Origin of the sequence: Pyxidicoccus caerfyrddinensis (genome assembly GCF_010894405.1) — a bacterium.
In the GTDB taxonomy this organism is placed as follows: Bacteria; Myxococcota; Myxococcia; order Myxococcales; family Myxococcaceae; genus Myxococcus; species Myxococcus caerfyrddinensis.
The window spans coordinates 194,406-210,294 of sequence record NZ_JAAIYA010000006.1 but is presented as its reverse complement, the minus strand read 5'-3'; the positions used below and the strand labels follow the sequence as shown (position 1 = coordinate 210,294).

At 69.5% G+C, this 15,889-nt stretch carries 10 protein-coding genes; 5 read left to right on the top strand and 5 right to left on the bottom strand.

Annotation, left to right across the window (positions count from 1 at the left end; genetic code table 11):
• Positions 1-28 precede the first annotated feature (28 nt).
• The 3 genes from G4D86_RS16235 to thiL form a co-directional block, all read right to left on the bottom strand.
• Complete coding sequence (locus G4D86_RS16235) at positions 29-667, bottom strand: MmcQ/YjbR family DNA-binding protein (RefSeq protein WP_163994633.1); 639 nt, start codon at positions 665-667, stop codon at positions 29-31.
• Positions 664-2,046, bottom strand: a complete 1,383-nt coding sequence (locus G4D86_RS16230) for a methyl-accepting chemotaxis protein (protein WP_205519594.1) — start codon at positions 2,044-2,046, stop codon at positions 664-666. The genes G4D86_RS16235 and G4D86_RS16230 overlap by 4 nt, the downstream gene beginning before the upstream one ends.
• A gap of 72 nt (positions 2,047-2,118) precedes the next feature.
• The gene (gene thiL, locus G4D86_RS16225) at positions 2,119-3,051 is read right to left on the bottom strand and encodes a thiamine-phosphate kinase (RefSeq protein ID WP_163994631.1); all 933 of its coding nucleotides are present in this window, start codon (positions 3,049-3,051) and stop codon (positions 2,119-2,121) included.
• A 196-nt stretch (positions 3,052-3,247) separates the two neighbouring features.
• On the opposite strand from thiL, the gene G4D86_RS16220 reads away from it, so the two are divergent.
• Positions 3,248-4,741: a hypothetical protein gene (locus G4D86_RS16220; protein WP_240360280.1), complete on the top strand. Its 1,494-nt coding sequence runs from the start codon at positions 3,248-3,250 to the stop codon at positions 4,739-4,741.
• Here G4D86_RS16220 and G4D86_RS16215 read toward each other — a convergent pair.
• Both G4D86_RS16215 and G4D86_RS16210 read right to left on the bottom strand, forming a co-directional pair.
• Entirely contained in the window at positions 4,738-5,217 is a 480-nt protein-coding gene (locus tag G4D86_RS16215) for a carboxypeptidase-like regulatory domain-containing protein (protein ID WP_163994625.1), read from the bottom strand. The genes G4D86_RS16220 and G4D86_RS16215 overlap by 4 nt on opposite strands.
• A gap of 81 nt (positions 5,218-5,298) precedes the next feature.
• Positions 5,299-6,237, bottom strand: coding sequence for a sigma-70 family RNA polymerase sigma factor (locus G4D86_RS16210; protein ID WP_163994623.1), 939 nt, complete (start codon positions 6,235-6,237; stop codon positions 5,299-5,301).
• 244 nt (positions 6,238-6,481) lie between these two features.
• On the opposite strand from G4D86_RS16210, the gene G4D86_RS16205 reads away from it, so the two are divergent.
• From G4D86_RS16205 to G4D86_RS16190, 4 genes are all read left to right on the top strand, one after another.
• A complete protein-coding gene (locus G4D86_RS16205; protein ID WP_240360279.1) occupies positions 6,482-10,378 on the top strand; it encodes a bifunctional serine/threonine-protein kinase/formylglycine-generating enzyme family protein in 3,897 nt (1,298 codons plus the stop codon).
• A 101-nt stretch (positions 10,379-10,479) separates the two neighbouring features.
• Complete coding sequence (locus G4D86_RS16200) at positions 10,480-11,544, top strand: ADYC domain-containing protein (RefSeq protein ID WP_163994614.1); 1,065 nt, start codon at positions 10,480-10,482, stop codon at positions 11,542-11,544.
• A 232-nt stretch (positions 11,545-11,776) separates the two neighbouring features.
• Entirely contained in the window at positions 11,777-12,814 is a 1,038-nt protein-coding gene (locus tag G4D86_RS16195) for an ADYC domain-containing protein (RefSeq protein WP_163994611.1), read from the top strand.
• A gap of 140 nt (positions 12,815-12,954) precedes the next feature.
• Positions 12,955-15,885: a CHAT domain-containing tetratricopeptide repeat protein gene (locus tag G4D86_RS16190; protein WP_163994609.1), complete on the top strand. Its 2,931-nt coding sequence runs from the start codon at positions 12,955-12,957 to the stop codon at positions 15,883-15,885.
• Positions 15,886-15,889: the final 4 nt, after the last annotated feature.

Below are 15,889 nucleotides of genomic sequence, written 5' to 3'. Positions count from 1 at the left end.
AAATGGCCGGAGCGGCCGGTGCTTCGAGCTAACGCTTCGACGCAGCCGCGCCGCGCCGCGCCGTGGGGGACTTCCCGGAAGCCGTCTTCTTCGCCGCCGCCTTCGCAACGGCCTTCTTCGCCGCCTTCTTCACGGCCCCAGCCTTCGCCACCGCCGCCTTCTTCACCGCACCGGCCTTCGCCACCGCCGCCTTCTTCACGGCACCGGCCTTCGCAACGGCCTTCTTCGCCGCGGCCTTCTTCGGAGCCGGGGCGCTGGCCTTCACCACCGCGCCCTTCGCCGGAGCCGCGGCCATCGCCTTGAGCACCTTCTGGGGCGCCACGGCGCGGAAGCTCTCGTGGATCCACTGGCTGAGCAGCTCCACGGGGACGGCGTCACCGGACTTGAAGGTGGCCGTCACCCAGCCGCTCTTGCCCATGCCGTAGCCGGTGGGCGCGGTGAAGGGGAGCATCAGCGCCGCCTGGTTGGAGTCCGGCAGCTTGGTGGTGACGGTGAGCCCGCTGTCCTCGAGCACGAGGATGGCGAACATCTTCCCCTTCACCTTGCCGCTGCGGTGGCCCCAGGGAAAGTCCTCCGTGGCCTCGGGCAGCGCGAGCATCACCTCGCGCAGGCGGTCCTCGGCGGCCTTCAGCTTCGGGTCCGCATTCGGGGCGGGAAGGGCGGTCATGGGCTCAGGCGGAAGCTGCGCACGACGCTCTGCAGCTCGACGGAGAGGTTGGTCAGCTCGCTGGCCAGCGACGTCATCCGCGACACGGCGGCCGTCTGCTCCTGGATGACTTCCTGGATGGCCTCGGTGGAGGACGCGTTGTTGCGCGCCACCAGCTTGATTTCCTCGATGGCCTTCACCATCTCCTCGCCGCCCTTGAGCTGCTCGCGGGTGCTCTCGGAGATGAGGTGCACCTTCTCCGCGCCCTTGCGGACGGTGTCGGTGATGGCGCCCATGGAGCGGACGATGTTGCCCAGGTCCTCGCGGCCCTCGGCCAGCTCCGCGATGCCCTCCTTCATGGCGCTGACCACGGAGGTGGACTGACCGGAGATGTCGCGCGCCAGCTTGGAAATCTGCTCCGCGGACCGGCCGGCGCTCTCCGCCAGCTTGCGGACCTCGTCGGCCACCACCGCGAAGCCGCGGCCGTACTCACCCGCGCGCGCCGCCTCGATGGTGGCGTTGAGCGCGAGCAGGTTCGTCTGCTGCGCCACCTGCGTAATCGCGTCGACGATCTTGGAGATTTCCTGCGTCTTCTCGCCGAAGGCGAACACCTGCTGGCTGGCGGACTCGATGCGGTTGAAGACCTTCTTCACCTTGTCGCCGGCCAGCCGCGCCGCCTTGGAGCCGTCCTCGGCCGCGCCGCTCGTCTCGGCCGCCGTCTTCGCGGCGTCCTCGGCGCTGGCGGTGGTGCGCTGGATGCTGCCGGCCATCTCGGTGATGACCTTGGACGCCTTGGAGACGAGCTGCGACTGCGACTCGGCGCCGGAGGCAATCTTGTTCATCGACGAGCCCACCTCTTCGGTGGAGCCGTTGACGTTCTCCGCCGAGCGCTGCAGGTCGATGGCGGTGTCGGCCACGCTCTTGGCCGTCTCCTGAATCTTGCCCACCAGCTCGCGCAGGTTCTCCTGCATGCGGGTGATGGCGCCCGTCAGCTCGTCGATTTCGTCGCGCGTGCTGCCGCCCTCGGCGGCCACCGGCTTGGACAAATCTCCCTGGGAGATTTCGTACGCGGAGCGGCTGAGCACCTTCACGCGGGTGACGCGCGCGAGCAGCGACGGCAGCAGCGCCGCGGCCGCGCCGGTGATGAAGATGGAGACACCGCCGCGCACCAGGTCCTTCCAGATGGAGGGCTCGGGGCTCAGCTCCCGGAAGATGATGTCCGAGGAGAACATCCACACCGTGAGGAGCAGTCCAAGCACCACGTACCCGTTGAGAATCTTCCGGTGGAGGGAGACCTCACGCGTGGCACGGGGGCTGTCCACGGCCCGGAGCAGACGCTGCACGGGCTCGCGGCGGGGAGTGAGTCCGGGGGATGTGTCGTCGCGAAGGGGACGGCGCACGGGTTGCTTTCAGGGGATAAGAAGCGTCACGGGTTTAGCCTTGCTGTACCGCAGGGTCAATCCGGCGAAGGACTACCGGAAGTGGTCGAACCCCCTCGGCGGTGGGAGAACGCGGCCTGTCATGTCCCGGCAAACCCACCCTCTTCCCTCGGAGATGAGGCCAATTCGCGTCACGGAATGGCCCGCCCTGGCGCACGCGCGCTCGAATGCCCGGCTGCGTGGCGGGGGAACGGACATGAGCAGCTCGTAGTCCTCGCCCCCGGCCAGCGCACCCTCGGCACCAAGCGCGGCGCGCACCGCGGCCGTCATCGGCAGGCGCTCCAGCTCCACCGTGGCGTGGACGCGGGACGCGGCGCACAGGTGCCCCAGGTCCTGCGCCAGCCCGTCGGACACGTCGAGCGCCGCGGAGGCGAAGCGCGCGGCGAGCCGCCCCAGCGCCACGCGAGGCTCGGGACGCCGCTGGCGGCGCACGGCGGCGCCGCGCTTCACGCCCGCGAGCAGCCGCTGCAGGCCCAGGCGCGCGTCGCCGAGCGTGCCGGACACGTAGAGCAGGTCTCCGGGCCGGGCGCCGGCGCGCGTGAGCGGCGGGCGCGACAGCTCTCCCGCGGCGGTGAGCGTGACGGACAGCTCACGGGCAGAGGTGAAGTTGCCGCCGACCAGCGCGATGCGGTGCTCACGCGCCAGCGCCGCCATGCCGCGCGCGAGCCCATCCAGCTCGCGTGGTGGAAACCCCCTAGGCAGCGCGAGCGCGCAGACGAACCAGCGCGGCGTGGCGCCCATGGACGCGAGGTCCGAGAGGTTCACCGCCAGTGCCTTGTGGCCGATATCCGCCGGTGAAAACGCGGCGCGGGTGAAGTGCACGTCCTCCACCACGGCATCGGTGGTGACGCACAACGCACCGCGCTGCGGCGCGAGCACGGCGCAGTCATCACCCGGCCCCACGGGGACGCGGGCCCGGGGGAAATGACGCAGGAAGCTGCGAATGAAGTCGAACTCACCGGGCATCGCGGTGGAGGAAAGACCACTCGGAGTCCCTGGGCAATGCGCTTGCAGTTGGCGCAACTTCTTTCTCGATTTAATGAGAATCAGAGAGTTGGGGTTTTTCTACCCCGCGGGGGAAGCATCCATGTCGAAGGTGGGTCAGGGTCCGTCTGTCAATTCCGCGCCGAAGCCGCAATCCTCACAGTCCAAGGCCACGACTGTGAAGCAGGTCTCGGCCCAGCAGCTCAACTCCATGTTCGGAGCGCTGAAGTCCGCGGCGGTGCCGACGCCCCCCGTGGCGAGCAAGGTCTCCACCGTGAGCGCCTCCCCGGCGATGACGGCGGCCCTGGCCCAGCCCATGGCGGCCCCGCAGGAGGTGCTGCCCGTCCTGCTGGCTCCGCTGCCCGAGTCGAAGATGTACGACTGCATCAACCAGGCGTTCATCCAGGTCTTCGAGGGGGACAAGCTCCCCAACCGGCAGGAGCGCGACAGCTGGATGGCCTTCGCCATTGAGCTGCGCGGCAAGGACCCGACGATTTCCGCCGAGAAGCTCCGGTCCGTCATCGCCAGCGAGCTGCGCAAGCAGCGCGACGGGCTGGACTCCATCACCCCGGACAGCATCATCAAGTACATCCAGGACGGGGTGAGCTGGACGTCCCAGTGCTACGAGGGCACCCCGCGCGGCGCATCTCCCGCGGAAATCGCGGAGTGGTCGGCCTTCGCGCAGAAGAAGCTGGCGGAGACACCGGACATCACGCCGGAGAAGCTGAAGTACGCCATCCAGGACGCCATCCGCGCGAAGATGACCGGCATGACGACCGGGGCCGGCGGCGGCCCCAACATCGACAAGTTCATCAACGACGCGGTGAGCTGGGTGGCCCAGTGCTACCAGGGCGGCCCACGCGACGCGACGCAGGGCGAGCTGGCCCACTGGCGTGCCTTCGCCGCGCAGAAGCAGGCCGAGAAGCCGGACATGACGCCCGAGCAGCTCAAGTACGCCATCCAGGACGCGGTGCGCGCGCGCGCCACCGGCATGGAGGTGGGCGCCAATGGCCGGCCCGACATCGACAAGTTCATCAACGACGCGGTGAGCTGGGTGGCCCAGTGCTACCAGGGCGCCCCGCGCGACGCGACGACGAACGAGCTCAATGACTGGCGCCAGTTCGCCGAGCAGAAGCTGGCCGAGAAGCCGGACATGACGCCGGAGCAGCTCAAGTACGCCATCCAGGACGCGGTGCGCGCGCGCGCCACCGGCATGGAGGTGGGCGCCAATGGCAAGCCGGACATCGACAAGTTCATCAACGACGCGGTGAGCTGGGTGGCCACGTGCTACCAGGGCGCCCCGCGCGATGCGACGACGGGTGAGCTGGCCCGCTGGCGTGCGTTCGCCGACCAGAAGCTGGCCGAGAAACCGGACATGACGCCCGAGCAGCTCAAGTACGCCATCCAGGACGCGGTGCGAGACGAAGCGCGCGGCGTGGGCGGGCCGGCGGGGTCGGCCGACCTGAAGCGCTTCATCACCGAAGCGTACCAGTGGGTGTTCGAGCTGTACCGCAACCAGCCCACGAACAATCCCCGGAAGCCGACCGACCGCGAGATTCGCGAGTGGGAGGCGTACGCCAGGACCCAGCTCGCGAACAAGCCCGACATGACGGCCGAGGACCTCAAGTACCTCATCCAGGACGGCCTGCGCACCGCCCTGGGGAACATCTAGCGCGGAGCCTCTTGCCGCGACTCGACTCGCCGCACGGGAGCCACCGCCTCGAGGCGGTCCGTGCGGCGGTTGATGCTGCTCGGACGAGCGCCCCAGGGGACGCTCGTGGAGCCAGCGGGGATGATGAAGCACTCCGAGACGCCGTCCGGTAACAGCACCACGTTCATCCGGTACGTCTGGTTGAGCCGCACCACGACGTACTGCACGGAGGGCTGGAGCTCCTCGCGCTCGAAGCGGAGGATGTAGCTGCCCGGCGGCAGCTGGGGGAACCAGTAGAGGCCATCGTCCCCGGTGACGGTGGTCCGCTCGCCCATGAGTGCCGGCGAGGTGATGGTGACGACGACGTCCGAGAGCGTCCCCTCGTCCTGCGCGTAGAGCACCGTGCCCATGATGATGCCGAAGCCATCATCCGCCCGGGCGGACGGGGCGAGCAGGAAGAGCACACACAGCAGGGCGTTTCGGAGCGAGGGCATCATCCGGGAGGACCTCCGTCATCGGAATGAGTCCTTGTTCCACGGGTGCCCTCTTCCCCACCGCACGGCGGGCTCAGCGCTCCATCATCGTTTCATCACGGAGTCGCCGGGCCGCCGGTCCTCCTCGCCGAAGAGCTGGCTGAGGCTCACGTCGAGCTGGCTGTCGAGCACGGACAGGAAGCTCTGGAAGCCGCCCGCGGAGAGGTTGAGCCGGGCCTGGAGGCGGCGCCGCGTCTCCTCGTAGATGCTCTGCCGCGCGCTCTTCACCCAGCGGGAGATGGTGGACTGATTGACTCGCAGCAGCGCGCCCAGCTCGGTGGTGGACAGCCGGTCGACGAAGTAGAGCCGGAGCAGGTGCCGCTCGTCGGGAGACAGCGTGGAGAAGGCCTCGCGGAGGGCCTGGCGCAGCTCCGACTGGTGGCGCTGCTTGATGAGGTCCAGTTCCGCGTCGACGCCCGGCGCGGGGAGCGCGTCGAGCACGTCGGCCATGTCCTCGTCGGGCGCGGGCTTGTCGGCGGCCTGGAGCTTGAGGGCGATGCGCACGGCGGTGACGCGCACCCAGCTCAGCAGCGCGCCCCGGCCCGTATAGTCATTGATTCGCGGCTCGCTCTCCGGCGTGCGGAGCAGGAGCCTCACCCGCGCCAATTGACAGACATCATCGACCAACGCCGCGGGCTGCTTCAGGTAGGCGAGCAGCGCGGGCAGCTTCGCCAGGTAATGCTGCTCGAAGACCTCCGCCGCGGCGGGAAGGCCCCGCGCGCATGCGCAGGTGAGGTAGAGCTCTGACAGGGACAGCGGCTCGAGGAGCGCTTCGATGGAGCTGCCGGGACTCGCCTCGGGCAGGCGCTCGGCGAGGTGGCGCACGAAGAGGCCGGCGGGAAGCTCCACGGGATTCCACTGCGAGCGCGCGGCCTCCCACGCGCGGCTGAGAAGGCTTTCGAGCGCGGCGGCATCCCCGGGTGGTGTCAAACGCACCCGGGCGTGGGTGAGAAGTGTTGCAACCAGTTCCGGCACGTCTGCCATGTGAGCCCCATCCCCTCGCACTCCAGTCATGGAGGAGGGGGTGTTGAAACTCCGTCAGCCTATTTGCGAGACTCTCGCACCAATCACCATGACTTCGTCAAACGCGGCCAGTGAAGCGGGGGTGGCCGTCCTCCCATGTCTGTCAGACGAGCTCCTGGTCGAACTGATGGAGGGCCGGCTGTCCGCGGACATGCTGACCCGCGTCCATCACCACGCAGCCGGGTGCGACCCTTGCCGGACGCTCATGGTCGCCCTCGCCCGGGGCGGAGTGGCCCCGGCTACCGCGACCCCCGAGGTGTCGCATGTCCGCCCGGAGGACCATACCCAGACACTGCCCGGCGTTGTGCCGGCGCCGCAGCCCGAGCCCGAACCCGAAGCCGTGGTGGCACCTCCGGGCCCCTGGACGCCGCCCGCGGAGTTCGACGAGTTCCAGCTCGGGCCGATGCTGGGGCGCGGCGGCATGGGCGTCGTGTACCTGGCGAAGGACACTTCGCTGGACCGGCGCGTCGCGGTGAAGTTCATCGCCTCTTCGCAGCCCAGGCCCCGGGTCCGCGCGCACTTCGAGACGGAGGCGCGGGCCATTGCCCGCCTGCAGCATCCCAACGTCGTCACGGTGTTCCGCGTCGGCACGGCGGGAGGACACCCGTACATCGTCTCCGAGTACGTCCTCGGCAGGAGCCTCGCGCACCTGCCTCTGCCGTTGCCGTGGCGGCGCGTGCTGACGCTGGGGCTCGGCCTGGCGCGCGGGCTCGCGGCGGCGCACCGGCAGGGGGTGCTGCACCGCGACCTGAAGCCGTCCAACGCGCTCGTCACGGATGACGGTGTGGTGAAGCTGCTGGACTTCGGGCTGGCCGAGTACTTCGACCTGAATACGTTCGCGCCGTCCACGCGCTCGAAGGCGCACGCGGGCACGCCGCGCTACATGGCGCCGGAGTTGTTCCGGGGCGAGCCCGCGTCTCCGCAGAGCGACCTCTACTCGCTGGGCGTCACGCTGTACGAGCTGTGCACGGGCAGAGTGCCGCCGGGAGCCTCCGCGCGAGTGCTGTCCAGCGGCCCCCAGGGCACGGTGGTCACGGAAACGGTGAGCGGGCCACCACCGCTCCCGCCGGAGATGGACGCGGAGCTCGCCACGCTCATCCAGCACTGCCTCGCGCCCGACGCCGCCGAGCGGCCCGCGTCGGCCGAGCTCGTCCGCGAGGCGCTGGAGCGGCTGGAGCAGCTGCACGCGGCGACGCCGCTCGCGGCGGGCAATCCGTACCGGGGCCTGGCGCCCTTCGAGGCGGAGCACCGCGCGCTGTTCTTCGGACGTGACGCGGACATCCGCGCCGTCATCGAGCGGCTGCGCTTGCAGCCGATGGTCCTCGTCGCTGGGGATTCGGGGGTGGGCAAGTCCTCGCTGTGCCGGGCGGGAGTGCTGCCCCGGGCGGCGGCGGGGGAGCTGGACGCGAACCGGGACATGGCCACGGTGACGCTGTGGCCGGGGCCCCGGCCGCTGCAGGCGCTGGCGGCGGCGCTGGCGCCAAGGCTGGAGATGAAGGAGGCGGACGTCGTCCTCGCGCTCACGGGGGTGGACGGCTGGCTGGGGCCGGCCTTGCGCAAGGCGCACCAGGGGCGGCGCGGGCTCATCATCTTCATCGACCAGCTCGAAGAGCTGCTCACCCAGTCCGAGCCCTTGCAGGCCTCGCGCTTCGCGCAGCTGTTGGGAGAGCTGACCCTGCCCTGTCCCGGGGTCCGCGTGCTGATGTCGGTGCGAGGCGACTTCCTGACGGGCATCTGCACGCTGCCGGGCCTGGGGGAAGAGGCCGAGCGCGCCCTCTACATCCTTCGCCCGATGACACCCGCGGGCGTGCGCGAGGCCATCGTCGGTCCGGCGCGCAGCCGGGGCGTGGCCTTCGAGTCCGAGGAGCTGGTTCAGACGCTCGTGAAGTCCATGGAGCACGGAGAGGGCAGCCTGCCGCTCCTCCAGTTCGCGCTCGCCGAGCTGTGGGAGCAGCGCAACCCGGCGCACAGCCGGATTACACAGGAGGCGCTGGAGGAGATGGGCGGCGTGGCCGGAGCGCTCTCGCGGCACGCGGATGGGGTGCTCGCGTGGTTGACCCCTGTGGAGAAGCAGGCGGCGCGCCGGCTGATGCTGCACCTGGTGACGGAGGAAGGGACGCGCATCGAGCTGGGCGAGGAGGAGCTGCTGACGACCCAGGATGAAGCGCCGCGCGCGGCGCTGCGAGCGCTCACGGAAGGACGGCTGCTGCACGCGCATACCGTGGGCGGGGTCGCGCGGTACGTGATTGCGCACGACTCCCTGATTGAGAGCTGGGGCACGCTGCGCAGTTGGAGGGACCGGGACATCGGCCAGCGCGCGGTGCGCGAGCGCGTGGAGGCGGCCAGCGCCGAGTGGGAGCGGCTGTCGCGTGCACCGGAGGCACTGTGGGGGCAGCGGCACATCGACGAGGCGCGCCCGTTGGATCCGACCACGCTGGGGACCCGCGAGCGGGCGTTCCTCTCCGCGTCGCAGCGGGCGTTGCGGCTGCAGCGGTGGTGGCGGTCCTTCGTCGCGCTCGGGGTGGGGCTCGCGCTCGTGGCTGTGTATGCCGGGCTTCGGCTGCATGAAGCGCTGGAGGATGCGCGGTTCATCGAGGACCAGCTCGCAAAGGCCAACAAACAACTCTCGGTCGCTCGTGACCTCGCGAAGAAGGCCCGGGAGCACCGAGAGCAGGCGCTCCCGCTCTACAATGGCCAACGCACTCAACCTGGCACGAAGGACCAGGAGCTCTGGCATCGTCCCGACAGGCTCTGGGAACGTGCGCGCAACCTTCGCAAGGAGGCCGACCGGGCCTTCGCCAGTGCCAACACCGAGATGGAGAAGGCGCTCGAGCGCCAGCGGAGTCACGAAGGCGCGCGCCAGCTCCTCGCGGAGGCCGTCTACGAGCGGATGCTGCTCGCCGAGGACTTCCACCTGGAAGAGCCAGCCGACGAGCTGCGGGAGAAACTTGTGCGGCTGGTGGCGGAGCTGGATGAGATGGACCAGGGCAGCTGGATGTACAACCTCAACGCTTCGGCTGAAATCGATGTGGAGACCGAGCCTCCGGGCGCGCGCGTTGAAGTACGACGCTATGTGAAGAACGACGACGGCACGCGCCGCCTCACTCCCGAGCCGGTGCTTGGCACGACTCCCATCTCCGCCGGGCGTCTGTCCGCGGGCTCATATCTCCTGCGCATCACCCGGCAGGGCTACGCTCCGGTCGACATGCCGGTGTTCCTCAGGCGCAAGGAACACGCGAAGGTCCAACTCCCGCTACTGACCTCCGTGCCTGAGGGCTATGTGTATGTGCCGCCGGGGTGCTTCCTGCTGGGTAGCGCCGACGTCGAACCGATGCGGACGTTCCAGCGCGCATCGCCTCTCCACCAGCGCTGCCTCGAGAAGGGATTCTTCATCGGGCGCAACGAGGTGACGTTCGGCGACTGGTTGGCCTACCTGAAGTCCCTCAAGCCCAAAGCCAGGGCGAGGCACCTCCTCGCGGCTCCGCTCACCAACAGCGGCAGCAAGGCCGTCTCGCTGAAGTACGAGCCCGCCACGGGCTGGACGTTCTCCCTGCGCCTCTCGAGCGAGCATGTCTACTCCGCCCGTGAGGGCGAGCTGATCCAGTACACGGGGCGGGAGAAACGACAATCTGCGGACTGGCGCAACTTCCCCCTGGCCGGAGTCTCCGCCAAGGAGCTCGCAGGCTTCTTCTTCTGGCTGTCGGACTCGGGAAGACTTCCAGACGCGCGCCTGTGCAGTGACCAGGAGTGGGAGTACGCCGCTCGCGGCGCCGACGGCCGCACCTACCCCCACGGCGACAGTCTGCAGCCCGACGACGCCAACTTCGACCTGACCTATGGCCGTGTGCCCTCGGCCTTCGGCCCCGATGAGGTGGGCGCGCATCCGGCGTCAGCGAGCCCCTTCGGACTCATGGACACGACGGGCAACGTCTTCGAGCTCACCCGGCCCGTGACGATGGACCTGGGACACATCGTCCTGAAGAGCGGCGCCTGGTACCAGGACTCCGACACCGCGCGTGTGGCCAACCGCAGCACGGGCGACGAAAAGCAGGGCGACCCGCTGACGGGGGCACGCCTCTGCGCCTCGCTTCCGCCGCGGTAGGCCCTATCCGAATTCCTGCATAGCTCTCCGTCCCACGGGCTCCTTCCATTGAAGGCGCCGGTGACGAGCCGGCCGCCTCTACCCAGCGGAGAGGTACGCCGATGAAAGCCCTGAAGAAGTCCCTGCTCACCTCCGTATGCCTGATGCTCACGCCGCCGGTGTTCGCTGCTGCCCCGGCGCGCAGCCCCGCATCCAAGGCCCGTCCAGCCCGCGCCAGCACCGCGAGCGCGGTCGCCGAGCGGTACGCGCTCCGGTGCCAGAGCGAGGCGCCCCAGCGAGACGTCCGGGTCCAGGGCGTGTCGCTGTGGGGCGCGAAGCGCGCCTGGGACTCCGAGCAGGAACTGAACGAGCGGCGCAGCGTGCTCACCTCCGTCGACGGGGAGACCCTGCGGAAGGCCCCCGACGGAGTGACGGCGGTGCGGCTCCAGGAAGGGCGCCTGGTGGCCTGGCCGGATGCCACCCGGAGCATCGTCGGCATGGTGCTCCAGGGCACGAACAGCGACGGCAATCCGGTGGAGGTCGCCATCTGCGGCACTGAGCCCGCCGACGACCCTTCGGTGGATTGGTACCGCATCCAGGCCTGGAACCCGGTGGCACAGGAGTGGGAGAACCCGTGCCAGGGCAACACCAGCAAGCCGTCGCCTCGAGCGCTGGCGGTGAGTGGTCTCTGGGATGCCACGGGAGCGCACCATGCTGCGCCGGGAAAGCTGACGCTGGCGTGCGAGACCGGCGCCATCAGCAAGTGCGTCGACTGGGGGTACAAGCCGTGGGCCGAGCGCGACGGGAAGTCGCTGGCCGACCTGCACCAGGCCTGCACTCGCATGGCGCGCGCGGACTACTGCGGCAACGGCCAGAGCCACACATGGGACGGCACGTCCATCGACATGTACGACAGCTTCGGGATGCTCAAGCTGACGCAGAAGTCCTCGGAGAGCTGGGACCCGTCGCTCGCGTCGTTCGAGGCCGCCTGGGCGCCCGATGGTGCGACCTGCCTGGCGCGCACCCGGTATGGACAGTCGCTGGAGAGCATCATGACGGAGTGCCCCGGCCGCTTCAGCACGAGCGCGACGGCGGCCCCCGGTGACGACGACCGCTGCACGGTGCATCGCGGGGACGTGAGCCCCACGACGGCGCTGCTGCGCAACCGCTCGTACGGACCTCTCTGAATCACAACCACTGAGAGCGCATTGCGTGGACCCGCGAGGCAACCCGCGGGTCCACGTTCATTTTGTATCTGGCCACACCGGCCCCATAGGGCCCGCGGTGGGGCATTCCCGAACAGTTCCGCCGTGCCACGGGGCCGGTAGGAATTCCTGCATAACTCACAGTCTCAGCCGCTCCTCAACTGAGAAGGCGCCGGCCCACATGTCGGCCGCCCCACCCACGAGAGGTTTCTCAATGAATGCGCTGAAGCTGTCACTGCCCACTCTGGTCTGCCTGCTGCTCACCCCCTCCGCCTTCGCCGCCTCCGCCTCCGCCTCCGGGAGCTCGAAGGCAGCCTCGGAGCGATACGAGCGAAGGTGTCAGGGCCTGACTTCCGAGCGCAGTGTCGCCCCCGCCGGCACGCTCCTGTGGGGGACCCGGCGCTCCTGGGACGGCGGGCAGAAGACGGACGAGCGGCGCAGTGTCCTCGTCTCCATCAACAGCGAACGTCTCCGCCTGGAGAAAGCCCTCGTGAAGGCCGTACGTCTGCTCCGAGGTCGCCTCGTCGCCTCACCGGATTCAACCCGAGGTCTCGTGGGTACCGTGCTCGAAGGTTCCGCCAGTGATGGCAGGCCCGTGGAGGTCGCCATCTGCGGCGCTGAGCCCGCGCACGAATCCCCCGAGGTGATGTGGTACCGCATCGAGGCCTGGAACCCGGTGGCCCAGCAGTGGGAGAACCCCTGCGTCCCTGACGGGCGCATCCCAGACCCTCGGGCCATGGCGGTGCAGGGCGTCTGGGATGCCAACGGAGACCGCAAGGCTGTGCCCGGAAAGCTGACGCTGGCATGCGAGACGGGCGCCATCAGCAAGTGCGTCGCCTGGGGATACAAGCCGTGGGAGCAGCGCAACGGCAAGTCGCTGGCGGACCTCCACCAGGCCTGCACGCGCATGGCCCGCGCGGACTACTGCGGCGATGGGCGAAGCCATACGCAGGAGTACACCACCATCGACATGTATGACGCGCTCGGCGTGCTCTCGCGGACCACCGAGTCCTCTTCCGCCTGGGACCTCGCTCGCGCCTCGTTCGAAGCCGCCTGGGCTCCGGACGGGGCGTCCTGCTTTTCACGCACGCGGGATGGGCGCTCGCTGAACACCATCCTCGCCGAGTGCCCCGGACGCTTCCACGTGGACCGCGCGGTGGACCTGGGAGATGGGGACTCCTGCATCGCGCGGCGCAACGGCGTGAGCGCCGGCACGGTGATGCTGCGCAACCGCTCGTACGAACAGCTCTGAGCCCTCTGTCAAAGGGGTGTGAACTCCGTAACAGCGCCCCCGTCCTGCGAGGCTTAAGACAGCCTCAGGGTCACCGCCAGCCAGCCCCCGCGATGACCCGCGGCGCATTGCGCCGCCATGGGCTCACGGAGTGGTGAAACATGTGGCGAGTGCTCGGAGGGGCGGTGGTCGTCATCCTGTGCTGTCTGGCGGGACTGGCGACTGTCGTGGCACGGCCGGATGCGAGGTTGCTCGAAGCCCGCGCGGTCTTCGACGAGGCCACGCATCTCGAGGAGGCGGGAGGGTACGCGGAGGCCATTCCAGGCAGTGAGCACGCGCTCGCGCTGCGAGAGGCGGTGCTCGGCGGCGCGCATCCGGAGGTGGCCATCAGCCTGGACCAACTGGGCCACCTGCTCGTGAGAATGGGAGACACCGAGCGCGCCGGCCCCTACCTCCAGCGCGCACTCGCCATCCAGGAAGCCACGCTGGGGAAGAACCATCCCTCGGTCGCCCAGACGCTCACCCACCTCGCCATCCTCCACAATGACCGGGGGAATGCGGAGCAGGCAGAGCCGCTGTTCGCGCGGGCCCTCTCCATCCTCGAGGCGACACAGGGCGCGAGCTCCATCGAGGTCGCCAGGGCCCTCGACAACCTCGCGGTCTTCTACATCGACCAGCGCAGGTATGCCCTGGCCGAGCCGCTCCAGCAGCGCGCGCTTCCCATCCTCGAAGCCGCGCTGGGACCGAACCACCCGGACGTGGCGCGCGCGCTCGTCAACCTCGCCCTCGTCTACTCCGGCCAGGGATTCCATTCGCGGGCCGAGCCTCTGTATGAGCGCGCCCTCCAGCTTCAGGAGACCGCCTACGGAAAGAACCACCCCGAAGTGGCGCGAATGCTCAACAAGCTGGGCCGTCACCATGCGAACCAGGGGATGAACACGCGCGCCGAGTCGCTGTACGCGCGCGCGCTCCAGCTCCAGGAGGCGGCGCGCGGTGGGAATCCCTCGGACCTGGCGGACACGCTCTCCAACCTCGCCCGGCTCTATTCCAGCCAGGGTCAGGATGCGCGAGCCGAGCCGCTGCACCTGCGAGCGCTCCGCATCCGGACCCTGGTGCTCGGAGAGAACCATCCCTACGTCGCGTGGTCGCTCATCAACCTGGCCAACATCCATTCACGCCAGGAGCAGTACGCCCGTGCCAGGCCCCTGTACCTGCGCGCGCTCACCATCCTGGAGAACGCGCTCGGCAAGGAGCATCCCGACCTTGCATGCACACTCACCAACCTCGCCATCGCCTATTCAAAGCTGGGGCTCCACGCCCTGGCGGAGCCGCTGCTCACCCGTGCACTCGCCCTCCAGGAGACGGCGCTGGGGAGGAATCACCCGGATGTGGCGCAAACGCTCGGCAACCTCGCCTGGGTCCTCATTTCCCAGCACCGGCTCACCGAGGCCGTGCCGCTGCTCATGCGCGCGCTGGAGCTCTCCGAGGAGTTCCTGCGCCGCGAGGCGCCGTTCCTCTCCGAGTCGCGCCTCGCCCCCTACCTCCAGCGCCTCCGTGAGAGCGAGGAGCGCCTCCACGCCCTGCTGCGTGAGCACCCCTCGGACGCCAGCGTGCAGCGCCTGGTCTTCACCTCCGTGCTGCTGCGAAAAGGCCGCTCCGCCGAGGAGCTCGCCGCCCGCTCTCGCGCCATCCACGACAGCCTCGACCCCGGGGACCGCGACGCCTTCGAGCGACTGCGTGAGCTCCGGAGCCAGCGGGCCGGGCTTTCGTTCAAAGGACCCTGCAAGCTGTCACCCGCCGAGTACCAGCGGCGACTGACGGACCTCGCGGACCAGGGAGACGCGCTCGAAGCGGAGCTCGCGAAGCGCTCCGCGCCTCTGCGCGCACTCACCACACGGCTGCCCCCGGCGGACCTCGTCGACCACGTCGCCGCCGCGCTCCCCTCCAACAGCGCGCTCGTGGAATGGGTGACGTACCTGGACTCGCCGCGCGTGACGGGCGGCGCTCCATCCCAGGCTCGCGGTCAGCTCCGGTATCTCGCCCTGGTGCTCTTCCCGGACGCGAGCATCGGCGCCGTCGACCTCGGCCCCGCGGACCGCATCGACAGCGCCGTCATGAAGCTGCGCGAAGCCATGGTCTGGCGCGACAGCGACTACCGGCGCCCGACGCGCGCCCTCTACTCGCTGGCCTTCGAGCCGCTGCTGCCGCACCTGGGACAGGTCCGGCGCATCGTCCTCGCACCGGACGGCGAGCTCGGCCAGGTGTCCTTCGAGGCGCTTCACGACGGCCAGCGCTTCCTCATGGACCGCTTCGAGCTCACCTATGTCCCCTCCGGCAGGTATCTGCTGCCACGCCCCCAGAGCGCTCCCCCATCGAGCTCCGTGGCCGTCTTCGCCCCCAGCTTCGACGCCACGCGGAACGCTGGCGAGAAGACCCTGGCGTCCCTGCCCGGCACCCGCGAGGAGGCCCTGGCCATCCAGCGCCAGCTCCCCGGGGCCCGGCTCTACCTCGGCCCTGAAGCCACGAAGCAACACCTCCTCCAGCTCCACGGGCCCGCCGTCCTCCACATCGCCAGCCATGGCACCTTCGAGGGAGACGAAGTCGCGGCGCTCGGCACGCGGGCCCTGGGCCACTTCGGTGGCCTCCATGGGGGTGCTCCGCGCCTGCCCCCCGCCGACCCGATGCTCCGCTCCAGCCTCATCCTCTCCGGCGACAAGGGCGACAGCACACGCGTCACGGCCCTCGAGGTGGCGGGCCTCGACCTCTCGGGAACCCAGCTCGTCGTCATGTCCACGTGTGAAAGCGGCCGTGGCGACGTGAAGCCCGGCCAGGGCGTCTACGGCCTGCGCCGCGCCTTCTTCATCGCGGGCGCGGAGACCGTGGTGATGAGCCTGTGGAAGGTGAACGACACCAGCACCCGCCTGCTCATGGAGGCCTACTACCGCCACCTGCGGGCCGGCGAGGGACGCACGGTGGGGCTGCACCTCGCCATGCGCGAGGTGCGCAAGAAGTACTCCCACCCCTACTACTGGGCACCGTTCATCGCGGTGGGCAGGAACGCGCCCCTCCAGCTTCCCCCGCCCGTCCGATGAGCCG

What these genes read in the sequence shown, in the direction of transcription:
- thiL (WP_163994631.1), bottom strand. Translation starts at nt 3,051, where the DNA reads ATGCCCGGTGAGTTCGACTTCATTCGCAGCTTCCTGCGTCATTTCCCC.
- G4D86_RS16195 (WP_163994611.1), top strand. Translation starts at nt 11,777, where the DNA reads ATGAATGCGCTGAAGCTGTCACTGCCCACTCTGGTCTGCCTGCTGCTC.
- G4D86_RS16190 (WP_163994609.1), top strand. Translation starts at nt 12,955, where the DNA reads ATGTGGCGAGTGCTCGGAGGGGCGGTGGTCGTCATCCTGTGCTGTCTG.
- G4D86_RS16200 (WP_163994614.1), top strand. Translation starts at nt 10,480, where the DNA reads ATGAAAGCCCTGAAGAAGTCCCTGCTCACCTCCGTATGCCTGATGCTC.
- G4D86_RS16215 (WP_163994625.1), bottom strand. Translation starts at nt 5,217, where the DNA reads ATGATGCCCTCGCTCCGAAACGCCCTGCTGTGTGTGCTCTTCCTGCTC.
- G4D86_RS16205 (WP_240360279.1), top strand. Translation starts at nt 6,482, where the DNA reads ATGGTCGCCCTCGCCCGGGGCGGAGTGGCCCCGGCTACCGCGACCCCC.
- G4D86_RS16235 (WP_163994633.1), bottom strand. Translation starts at nt 667, where the DNA reads ATGACCGCCCTTCCCGCCCCGAATGCGGACCCGAAGCTGAAGGCCGCC.
- G4D86_RS16210 (WP_163994623.1), bottom strand. Translation starts at nt 6,237, where the DNA reads ATGGCAGACGTGCCGGAACTGGTTGCAACACTTCTCACCCACGCCCGG.